The 11,936-nt window shown below is 48.6% G+C and carries 7 protein-coding genes; all 7 read left to right on the forward strand.

What is annotated here, in order from left to right; all coding sequences use genetic code 11:
• The first annotated feature begins 24 nt into the window (after window positions 1–24).
• The 7 genes from PAEVO_RS07035 to PAEVO_RS07065 all read left to right on the forward strand — a co-directional run bounded on the left by PAEVO_RS07035 (window position 25) and on the right by PAEVO_RS07065 (window position 11,925).
• Entirely contained in the window at window positions 25–1,788 is a 1,764-nt protein-coding gene (locus tag PAEVO_RS07035) for a cache domain-containing sensor histidine kinase (protein WP_100536915.1), read from the forward strand.
• A gap of 9 nt (window positions 1,789–1,797) precedes the next feature.
• Window positions 1,798–3,426: a response regulator gene (locus tag PAEVO_RS07040; RefSeq protein ID WP_100536916.1), complete on the forward strand. Its 1,629-nt coding sequence runs from the start codon at window positions 1,798–1,800 to the stop codon at window positions 3,424–3,426.
• 13 nt (window positions 3,427–3,439) lie between these two features.
• Window positions 3,440–5,692 (forward strand): glycosyl hydrolase family 95 catalytic domain-containing protein, encoded by a 2,253-nt coding sequence (locus tag PAEVO_RS33715; protein WP_100536917.1) that lies wholly within the window; start codon window positions 3,440–3,442, stop codon window positions 5,690–5,692.
• A gap of 107 nt (window positions 5,693–5,799) precedes the next feature.
• Window positions 5,800–8,130 carry a helix-turn-helix domain-containing protein gene (locus tag PAEVO_RS07050; protein ID WP_165789626.1) on the forward strand — a complete coding sequence of 777 codons (2,331 nt, stop codon included), beginning with the start codon at window positions 5,800–5,802 and terminating at the stop codon, window positions 8,128–8,130.
• Window positions 8,131–8,288: 158 nt separating this feature from the next.
• Window positions 8,289–9,950, forward strand: a complete 1,662-nt coding sequence (locus tag PAEVO_RS07055) for an extracellular solute-binding protein (RefSeq protein WP_243390659.1) — start codon at window positions 8,289–8,291, stop codon at window positions 9,948–9,950.
• A gap of 103 nt (window positions 9,951–10,053) precedes the next feature.
• Window positions 10,054–11,022 (forward strand): ABC transporter permease, encoded by a 969-nt coding sequence (locus PAEVO_RS07060; RefSeq protein ID WP_207797452.1) that lies wholly within the window; start codon window positions 10,054–10,056, stop codon window positions 11,020–11,022.
• Between the two features lie 12 nt (window positions 11,023–11,034).
• On the forward strand, window positions 11,035–11,925 hold the full coding sequence (locus tag PAEVO_RS07065) for a carbohydrate ABC transporter permease (RefSeq protein WP_100536919.1): 891 nt from the start codon (window positions 11,035–11,037) through the stop codon (window positions 11,923–11,925).
• The last annotated feature ends 11 nt before the right edge of the window (window positions 11,926–11,936 follow it).

Consider the following 11,936-nt stretch of genomic DNA (forward strand, 5'->3'; position numbering starts at 1 on the left):
CTTAGAGACGGAGGATGTTGATCTATGCTCTACCGACTATCGTTCAGACGCCGAATCTGGATCGCGTTTATGCTCATTGTCATTTTTGCGGTTACAACCGCAGGCGCGTTAAGCTACATGATCGCGGAGGAAGTTGTGAAGGACAACGCGTACCAGCTTAGTCAGGAAACGATTCTTAAAACATCGAAGGTGTTGGATGAGAAGCTGAATCATGTCACGCAAGCGGTTTACTCGATGATGGTCAATACGGCTTACCGAAGAGCGTTAGGGATGGACAGCAGCTACTCCGAGGTCGAGAATTACTATACCCATCTGTCCGGACTGCAATCGACTTTTGTGCAGACCAAGCTGTATGAACCCATTATCGATTCCATTCTGATCGCCACGCCTGAGGGTGACTATTATCAAACAAGTCAGCAGCGTAACTTCTCCCATTCGTTTTATGACTCGGAGCTGTATACGCATATCAAAAGCGAGAAGCGCAAATTATGGGTGGCCGGTCATGAGGACCGTTTCTTTTCCAGCAGGGAGAACGTCATTTCCTTTGTGATGGAGGGCATTCCCTCTCATTACATCGAAGATATTTTCGTTGTAGCGAATGTCAAAATCGACTCGATTCGATCATTAATTGCCTCGGAGGATAAAAATCGCAAACAATTCCATCTCCTGGCCTCATCCGATGGAAGCGATGTGTTGTTAAACGATTCCATCATCGCGGATACGCTGAAACTTGAGCCTAAATACAGGGAGGCCTTAACAGCTGAGCAGGGAAGCTTTGAGTATTCGGACCAAGGTTATGAGTACCTGGTTAACTTTACCAAGGTGGGTGGAGTGAAGGAGTGGACGCTGTTCAGCTTTCTGCCCAAATCAGAATTGATGAAGCAGATGGACAGCATTAAGTTAACCATTCTCGGGGTGATCACGGGATGCTTGCTCGTGTCGTTTGCTTTTGCGAATATGTTGACCCGATTGCTCATAAGACCGTTAAGCCACCTGCAATCTCTAATGAAACGGGTGGAGATGAACGATCTTAACGTTCGTTATGAAAGCGAATTCAATGATGAGATTACACAGGTCGGTTATCGCTTTAACCGGATGCTGGAAGAGCTTAATGAAATGTTTGACGTTGTGAAGCAGGCTGAGAAGGATAAACGACAGTCCGAGATGAAAGCCCTGCAAGCTCAAATTGATCCTCATTTTCTATATAACACGCTGAACACGGTTTACTGGAAGTGCCAGTTGAATCAATTGGAGGATGTGCAGGAAATGGTGCTGTCCTTATCACAGCTGTTTCAGCTCGGCCTCAATCGCGGCAATGAGATGACGACGCTTGAACATGAGCTGCTCCACGTAGAGCAGTATTTAAACATTCAGCAGAAATGCTATGAAACGCTGTTTACCTACACCATCGAGGTTGATCCTTTAGTGGATATGCAGCACCCGATCTTAAAAATCATGCTGCAGCCGCTGGTTGAAAATTCAATCCTGCACGGCTTTAACGATCGTAATGAAGGTGGTTTCATTCGAATTCAGGTGAAACAGGATAGCACCTATCTGTATTTCAACGTGGAAGATAACGGTATGGGGCTGAACGAAAAGAATCCAGCCGATCCACTACTTCGACAACCGGCATCCTCGGCTACATCGGGTTATGCGTTAAATAATGTCCGATTGCGATTACAGCTTCAGTATGGAAGCACGGCTGATTTGTACATGGAAAGCGAACCTAATGTATGTACCCGAGTTTCAGTTATCATCCCTCGTTACCCACGACTTGAAGGGAGTTGACCCAAGCAGATGAGCACAATAACGACAACGATTTGCTTTATTGATGACATACAGAGTGTCGTCGATGGCGTATCCAAGCAAATCAACTGGGAACGTCATGGGATAACCGTAAGCGGAACGGCAATCAATGGAGAAGATGGACTCAAGTTGATCACCTCGTGCAGACCGGATATCATCGTGACCGATATTCGAATGCCGAAGCTCGATGGTCTGGAATTGACCCGACGCGTCAAAGAAATGCTGCCCCGCAGCAAAGTCATATTGATGACAGGTTTCAGCGATTTCGAATATGCCAAGCAAGCGGTTCAGCTTGGGGCGTTTAACTTCATAACGAAGCCCTTTTCACTGGCTCATATTGAGGAGATTGTTGTAAAGGCCAAAAAAGAAATTGAAGCGATACGAGACCAAGAGGATCATATCGCTGAATTGGAGCAGCGCGTTCAGGAGAGTATGCCTTTCCTGCGTCAGGAATTGTTCACGTTACTGTTACATCATAAGGTGAACGAACAGGAGGCGGAGCAACGGTGGGACTATGTAAAGCCGGATTTGGAGTCTAGGGACCTGCTCGTCATGATTCTTGAAATCGACGGATTTACTGACAAGCATCGAGAGTCACCGATGAATGAAATAGAGCTCGCCCGGTTTGCATTAAAGAATATTACGGAGGAGACCATCGCTTTGTATACAAAGGGGATGGTATTCCGGGATTCGGCTAACCGCCTAGTAGCGGTGCTGAATACACCGTTATCAGCTTCAGCGGCAGCTATAGCGGAGGCGTGCTGTCAGCATGTCAGATTATATACTTCATTAACGATATCCATAGGAGTTGGCAGACCCGTAACGTATATCCATGAGCTGCACTCATCGTATGATCAAGCTTTGCATGCCCTGTCATACCATTTCTATACCGGAGGCAACGCGGTGATCTCATATGAGGATATAGCAAATACGGAAATCTCCTTGCCGCGAAGCATACGGACCGCAGAGCAGGAAATGGTATATGCCTTGCAATCCGGAAACGTCAACCAAGCCTCACTCACGCTCGATCATATCCTGAATGAGTTTACGGACAGGTCGCCGCTTCCCAAGCCGGAATACTTCATCAGCCTGTACTATGAGCTTGCCTACATAATGCTAAGGGCGATTCAAGATAAGGTACCGATGAATGAACTGTCCGATTTGAACATGATCGTTCGGGAAGGGCGGGTCAGCTCGGAGAGGTCCTTAACCGACATGAAGAAGATTCTGCATAGCATCGTGACGCTGGGCTGCGAACGCATCGAGAATCAGAATCGCTCCGCCGCTGCACAGATCATCCAGGAAGCCATTCATTATGTGAAATCCAATCTGGATCAGGACCTCAGCCTAAGTGTTTGCGCGAAGGTAGTTCACTTGAGCCCAAGTTATTTTGCCGGTTTGTTCAAGAAAGTGACGGGAATGGCATTCAGTCAATTTGTCACTCAAGAACGGATGGAGGTGGCCAAGAAGCTGCTCTTGGAGGATCGGCAAATCCAGGAGATTGCGGAGTCGCTTGGTTATGAGGAACGGCGCTATTTTACCGACGTGTTCAAAAAATATACGCAGATGACACCATCGGAATTCAAGCAGGCGCACATAAGAAACAACATTTCATTGTAATAGGAGGGGTATCGTGACTACCCGCATAGAGAATGCCATCGACTGGCCGATGTTTATGTCCAGACACGATATGTTGTGGACGACGCGTCCGATCAGCTGGGATGAAGGGGCTTTTCTTGGAAACGGCATGCTCGGAGCGATGATCTATAGTGAAGAACATCGGGATAAACGGAACGTGCTGCGCTTTGTGCTTGGACGTTCCGATATCACCGCATCACGTCCGGGTGAACAGGCTTTCCCGGTACGCGTACCGATTGGCGAGCTTGCATTGGAGCTGGAGGGATGGATTTATCAGCCCTACGAAATGCGGTTGGAATTATGGAACGCGGAGCTCCGGGCGATTATACCGACAACGAAGGGAGAAGTCAGAATTCGCGCGTTTGTTCACGCATTAGCTCCCGTACTTGTCTTGGAGCTGGATGCAGATGAAGGCGAACGCGATGCGAAGCTGAAGTGGTACGCCTATTCGGAGGTTGATCCTATTTTGAAGAACGCGGACGGGATCAATCTCAACCAATATATTCCTGAAACCACCGTTCAGCATCTGGAATCCGGTGAGGTATCGATCGGCGTTCAGGAATATGGAAGCGGGGAAGGCTGCACGACGGCCTGGCTAACTCGCCGTCCTGACCAGACGGAACAGGCGTCGGGAAGCTGGCATCGGCAAATCTGTATCTTAACGGTGATGAATGGCATGGACGATACCGTTCGTGATCAGGCGGTGCGGGAGCTTCGGGCAGTGCCGAACTCAGCTTCAGGATGGGAAGCCTGGATACATGCCCATCGCAGGTGGTGGCATCATTACTATCCGGAAAGCTTTATTTCCATACCGGATACGCAGCTGGAAAGCTTTTACTGGATACAGATGTATAAGCTGGCGTCTGCGACCCGGGCGGACTCCTTCCCTATCGATAATCAGGGGCCGTGGCTCACATCTACGCCCTGGCCTGGATTATGGTTCAATATGAACGTTCAGATGAGCTACTCTCCGATCTATACGGCGAATCGCCTCCATCTGGGCATGTCGCTGATTCGTTCCTTGCAGGGGCAGCAGAACCAGTTGATCCGTAATGTTCCCGAAGCTTACCGTGCGGACTCCGCAGGACTCGGTCGAAGCTCAAGCTATGATCTGGACAGTCCGGTCACGGATGAGGTGGGGAATTTAACTTGGGTGATGCATAACTGCTGGCGTCATTACCGTTATGCCATGGATGATCAAATGCTGCGAAGCTTGGTATATCCTCTTCTGCGGCGCAGTATAGCTTTATATTTGCACCTTCTTGAGGAAGGACAGGACGGCCACCTTCATTTACCTCCCACAGTCTCACCGGAATACGGGTCTTTCAAGCAGGTGAAGACAGCTGATTCTCATTATGATTTAGCGCTGCTGCGCTGGGGATGTGAAACCTTAATCCGCATGGCGGATCAGCTTGGTGTTCATGATCCGCTGCACGGTCGCTGGCGTGAAGTCCTAGAGCGATTGGTACCGTTTCCGGTGGATTCATCCGGATATATGATCGGCGAGGGACAGCGTATGGAATTCGGCCACCGCCATTTCAGCCATTTGCTGGCGGCCTTTCCGCTGCATATCGTCGGCGATACCGAAGAGGAGAAGGCGCTGATTCTTCGCTCGCTCCGGCATTGGATCGGCCTTGAAGGAGATTTGCGCGGATTTAGCTTCACCGGAGCCGCGTCCATCGCAGCCAAGTTAGGTTTAGGAGATGAAGCCCTCGCGTATTTGCAAAGTTTAATGCATCTCATAAAGCCCAACACCATGTATAAAGAAGCGGGACCGGTCATCGAAACGCCGCTCGCCGGGGCGGAATCGCTCCATGATATGCTGCTTCAGAGCAGAGGAGAGCGGATATACGTTTTTCCGGCAGTGCCTAAAACGTGGCCGGAGTCGGTATTCCACCAGCTGCGGGCAGAAGGAGGCTTCCTTGTTAGCGCCGTTCGGGAGGAGGGTCGCACGGTTTGGATACATATTTGCAGTCTTGCCGGAGAGCCCTGCCGGATCGTAACGGATATGGTCACATCTCCGGACGACGGCCTGGTTATTGACATCGGGGGAATATCCAAGGAGTGTGTTATCCAGGCAGATGGGGTGATCGATCTAGCTTTGAAGCCTGGTGAGGAAGCCTATATTTACAGGGCCAATTGGAGCGGATCCACCCTATTCCACATCTCGCCTGTTCCTGCTGAGAAGGCCAAATGCAATCTGTTTGGCAGTCGCAAACCGTGGAGATTGTATGGGATTCCGCATTAAACCGTAATCAGTCATACCCCTGCAACCGTATTCGTCTTAAGAGCAGCCTTATCCCTATGAAGGCTGCTCTTGTTATCACAGGAGGCAATAAGGAGGAGGAAAATCACATGTTCAACATCCTTCGTAAATATAACCGCAGCGTCATTGTGGCATGGCTGTTCTCTTATGTCACCGTATTAATGGTGCCGATTCTGATCAGCTTTGTGCTGTATTCATTCTCATACCATCAAGTGAAGAGCGAGACCAATCGGGCAAACGAATTGCTTCTTCAACAGATGGAGATGTCCATCGACAGCAAGCTGAAGAGTTTGGAGCGTTTAAGCCTGGAAATCGCGCTGAACAAGGGAATTTCGGCTTTTTCCAGCGTGGAGTTACCGCTTCGTGATCCTCAGTATTACGATGTGTTCAACATTTCGGAAAGCCTGCGAACCTATAAAAATGCAAACGATTCGATTGAGGATATTTACGTGATGTATTTGAACAGTGATACGGTGATTTCAACGTATGGTCATACAAGCGGCAGGGGGCTCTATCAGAAGCTGAGGCAGAATGACGAAACCTCCTATGAGAAGTGGATGGGATTGTTCGAGCAAAGATATGTAAACGTTTACAAATCTATGGAGTTAAAAGATGGCCTTCAGAGCTTCCCGGGGGTCGTATTTGCTCATTCTCTCGTATTTAATTCACCGGCCCAGCCCCCGGCTGTGGTTCTGTTCTTAATCAAGGATTCGAAACTAATCGAGAGCGTTCCCCGGCAAAAAGATGCCAGCATGTTCATTATAGATGCGGATAGCCGATATATCGCCGCATCACGACAGGATCCGGCCGTACCTGCTCGACTGAGTTATGAGCAGCTTCATGGAGACAGCGGAATGATCTATATGGATTCGGACGCGGGGAAGTTCGCGGTTTCCTATATCACGTCCCAAGTAACCGGATGGAAATATGTATCCGTGCTGCCAGCGGCATTATTCAATGAGAAAATGAAAGATTTACGCCATCTGACATGGATCAGCATCGCCCTGAGCTTGTTTATCGGAGGTATTGTTACGGTATTGTTCTTACGCAGAAACTATATGCCGGTTCAAGTGATGCTGCAAAGTTTATCCAAGCAATTCGGTCTGAGGTTTGACGGAGGAGCCAATGAATATTCGTTCCTGCAGGGGACGATTCAGCAATATTTTCATGAAAAGGAAGATATGCAAACGGCTCTTCACAAACATCGCAACACAATCCGAGCGCATTTATTGCGGCGTCTGTTAAAGGGGTATGCCGATCATGATCAGTCTCTCCATACAACGCTGCCTGCTCACGATATACAGTTACAATCCGACCGATCGGTTGTCCTGCTGATATCGATCGATCATTATGGCAAATTTGAGCAGTTCGGCATTCGCGGACTCCCGGATCAGAAGCAGCAAATGCTTTATTTCATACTAACAAACGTGCTTGAGGATACGGCTGCCGATGAAGCGCTTGTGTTCACGACAGAAATGAACGATGCGCTTGCTTGTGTCGTTAATTTCAAAGCGAGTATGTCAGAGGAGCAGGAGCAAAGCGTATTGAATCGAATACTGGCTCAGGTTCAAGATTTCATGCGAAAGCATATCGAAGCAGAGCTTACGGTGGCTGTCGGCCAGGTTCATTCGAATTTGCACGAGATCGCTCTTTCTTATCAAGAGGCGCAGGCCGCGCTTGAATACCGGATTGTGATGGGGAGCGGACAGTTCATCCCATATACGGACACTCTTATGGACAGGAGCACCCAAACCCGTCAATTTTATTATCCTTTGAGTGTCCAGCAGCAGTTTATTGGCTTGGTGAAGAGCGGGAACTACGACAAAGCGGAAGCCACTTTGGATGAAATATTCCAAGCCAACTTTTCCAAGCAACCGGTTTCGGTTCCACTCGCCAAATGCCTAATGTACAACCTGGCAAGCACGATGCTGAATACGCTTGAGGAAGTGAGAGCGGGCAGCAAGCGAACATATGAAGAAAATTTCATCGATGCGGATCTATTGCTCGAGTGCGATCATGTTCCGGAGATGAAGGAACGGATGAAACAGTTGCTTGCGCAAGTGTGTGAATGGATCCTGGCCGAGAAACGAAATCACCACCGTTATTTAATCGAAGATGTCCGGCAGTATGTCCAAGAGCATCTGTATGACCCGAAATTGAATATTTCAATGATTGGCGACGCGTTTCAAATGACCCCCTCTTACGTATCGAGACTGTACAAGGAATTTACAGGAGAAGCCTTGCTGGATACCATTAACCACCTCCGTCTGTCTAAGGCGAAAGAACTGCTTGTTCTGCAAAAGCTTACCGTCAATGAAATTGCCAGCCGGGTCGGTTATGCGGATGTCAGCACGTTTTTGCGAATCTTTAAAAAATTCGAAGGCGTGACCCCGGGAAAATATCAGAAAGCCGCACTGTAAACCGGATTTTTCATAAAAAACCATCGATTTTTAAGGAATTGCCTGCGATTTTAGATTTTGTCTATGGTAAGGAACACGGGTTTTATTGAACAATGACATCGGATAGGGCAGCATGCAGGCTTTATCCGACACCTAATCTTACAATCGGGGGAATGATGATGGTTCAACGTTTGCTGGTCAAAGACAGCTTGTTGCGAAATGTAAAGTCAGGACTGACCGCCATATTGTTAACAAGTCTGATGCTTGCGGGATGTTCGTCAGGAAGTAAGGATAACACGCCGGACGCTAAGCCGAACGAGGCCGGGAAGGGTACATCTGCTGCAATCGGTTCATCGTATCCGCTAAATACAACCGAATCGATCACGTCATGGGAAATCTTGAACATGAATGCGGTAACCTTCTACTCCAACCTTGCAGATACGCCGTTTGGGAAAGCGCTCGCCGACAAAACAGGTGTTCAGGTGGAGTATATTCATCCGAATGATCAGCAGACGGCTGAACAATTTAATCTGATGATCGCGTCCGATGAGCTTCCGGATGTCATTGAATACGACTGGACCGGACGAAGTGCGGGATCTTATCCGGGCGGACCGGAAAAAGCCATTCAGGACGGCGTCATTCTGGAGCTCAATGACCTGATTGATCAATACGCGCCGAACCTGAAGAAGAAACTCGAAGCGGATCCGACGCTTGACCAAATGGTCAAGACAGACAGCGGCAAATATTATGTATTTCCCATGATTCGCAATCCGTCCGGGCTGGTCTTCCGTGGCCCCATGATCCGTCAGGATTGGTTGGATGAACTTGGTCTCCCAGTTCCAACGACTATAGAGGAGTGGGAGAAGACGTTAATCGCCTTTCGCGACGAGAAGGGTGCCAAAGCACCGCTCAGCGTAACTTACACTGGAGGAAACTTTGAGATCCGCGATGCTTTCATTGGAGCTTACCGCACATCAAACTCCTTCTATGTGGACGATGAAGGAAAGGTGAAGTATGGACCCATAGATCCGCAGTATAAAGATTTTCTGGCCTTATTCCGCAAGTGGTTTGCGGAGGGATTGTTTGACAAGGATTTTGCGCTCACCGATACCAAAGCGTTGGATAACAAGATTCTGACCGGGCAGACGGGAGCAACGGTAAATCTCCTCAGCGGCGGCATGGGAAAATGGATGGATGCCATGAAGGAGCAGGATCCGAAATTCAAGCTCGTGGGTGCTCCATATCCAACGCTCCTTAAAGACGAAGTTCCTTTTATTGGACAACGGGATTTCAAGTACAATCCGGGACCAAGCAAAGCCATCACAACCGCTGCGAAAAATCCGGAACTGATCGTACGCTGGCTTGATTATGCTTACAGCGATGAAGGCGCGATGCTCTTCAACTTCGGCATTGAAGGAGAGAGCTACGTGATGGAGAACGGTGCACCGGTGTATACCGATTTGATTAAAAACAATGAAAAATACAATCTGCAGCAGATGGTATCGCAGTATTCCAAGCCGAATGGTCCCTACGAAGCGGATGAACGTCGGAACTGGAATACGTTCCCTGAACAGGATGAGGCCGTGAAAGTGTGGGCGAAGACGGATGCCGAGAAGCATATACTGCCTGGCTTCCTGACGCCAACCGCTGAAGAAAGCAAGGAGCTTGGCAAAATTCTAACCGAAGTCAGCAACTATAAAGAGGAAATGTTTGTCAAGTTCATTGTCGGCAAGGAGCCGATGGAGAGTTACGACAAGTATGTGGAGCAAATCAAGAAGCTGGGGATCGAGCGCGCGGTTGAAATCTATCAAAGCGCTCTGGATCGATACAACAGCCGATAACGAAATCTTAAGCGAGGGGAATGGAGCGGCTTCATTCCCCCAATAATTTGATACTTCAATAGACAGATACTTCAATAGACAGCACAAGAGGAGTGAGAACGGCATGGCGAAACTTCCGCCTCCGACACGCACGTCAATTCCTTCGAACTCAGCAGGACTGAATCCTCGAAATTGGGGCTTGCTGAAGGACATTAGTAAAAATCGTTTCCTGTACATCATGTTAATTCCGGTACTTCTATACTTCGCGGTATTTCATTATTTCCCTATGTACGGGGCGTCCATCGCCTTTAAGGAGTTCTCACCACGCCTTGGCATCATGGGAAGTCCATGGGCCGGCTGGGAGCACTTCGAATCGTTTTTTAACGGCATTTACTTCTGGCGGGTTGTCAAAAACACGCTGTTAATCAGCTTTTATGAACTGCTCTTTGGCTTCCCTGCGCCCATTATATTGGCACTTCTGCTGAACGAGGTGAGAAAGACAGCATTTAAACGCACGGTTCAAACCATAACGTATATGCCGCATTTTATTTCGCTGGTCGTTGTTTGCGGCATTATTAAGGAATTCACGATGAGTGACGGTTTAATTAACGATATGTTGGCTTTTTTCGGATGGGAACGGGTCTCCCTTCTGCTGGAATCTGAATATTTCCGGACCCTCTTTGTCACCTCCGGAATTTGGCAGAACATCGGTTGGGGGACCATCATCTACCTTGCAGCCCTGGCCGGTATCGACCAGGAACAATACGAGGCCGCGAAGATCGATGGAGCCAATCGGTGGAGGCAGATGTTGAACGTGACTTTGCCTGGGATCATGCCTACGATTATCATCCTGTTCATTCTTGAGATCGGCAGGCTGATGAACGTTGGCAGCGAGAAAATCATCCTGCTCTATAACCCGTCAATCTACGATACCGCTGATGTCATAAGCTCCTATGTGTACCGGGTCGGGCTGCAGGAATTCAATTACAGCTTCAGCTCGGCAGTAGGGCTGTTCAATTCGGCCATCAATTTCACGCTTGTCATCGGCTCAAACTGGCTGAGCCGCAGAATGAACAAAACCAGCTTGTGGTAGGGGGTGAAAGGAATGGAATGGAGAGCTGGGAACAGGTCGGTCGGTGAAAAGCTGTTTGATGTTTTTAATTACGTCTTGTTGACCGTAATTACGTTATGTACGTTATACCCATTGATTTACGTGCTGTTTGCTTCTTTGAGTGATCCTACCCGTTACATGCAGCATTCGGGGATTCTGTGGAAGCCGCTGGATATGACGTTTAATGCTTACCGGCTGGTGTTTGATAATCCGATGATTATTCAAGGCTACCTGAATACGTTCCTTATCGTTTCTGGCGGCTTGGTGCTCAATATCACATTGACGGCGTTCGGGGCGTATGCTCTCTCCCGTAAGGGACTGCGCTACCGAAAGCAGCTGATGCTGTTTATCGTATTCACCATGTTCTTCAGCGGCGGTTTGATTCCGCTATATTTTACAGTGAAAGGTCTGGAGCTCACCAATACGCTGTGGTCCTTAATTATCCCGCAGGCCATATCCGCATTTAATCTGATTATCATGAGAACGGCTTTTGAAGCGGTGCCTGATAGTCTGGAGGAATCGGCCAAGATCGATGGAGCCAATGAATTCGTCATCCTATTCCGGATCATGATGCCGCTGTGCATGCCGGTTATCGCCGTCATGCTGCTGTATTACGGTGTCAGCCACTGGAACTCATGGTTCCAGGCCATGATCTATTTACAGGATCGCTCCCTGTATCCTCTTCAGCTCGTCATGCGAGAGCTGCTACTTCTGAATGATGCAAGCTCCATGGCAAGCGGAGCGAGCGGAGGGGAGGTCGCCATCATCGGCGAAACGCTGAAGCATGCGACCATTATCGTAGCAACGGTGCCGATTCTGCTGGTCTATCCGTTTTTACAGAAGTATTTCGTGAAAGGTGCTCTTATTGGAGCCATTAAAGGATAACGACAGGAGGA

It is taken from the genome of Paenibacillus sp. GM2FR, from assembly GCF_002803325.1.
Lineage (GTDB): Bacteria > Bacillota > Bacilli > Paenibacillales > Paenibacillaceae > Paenibacillus_AQ > Paenibacillus_AQ lautus.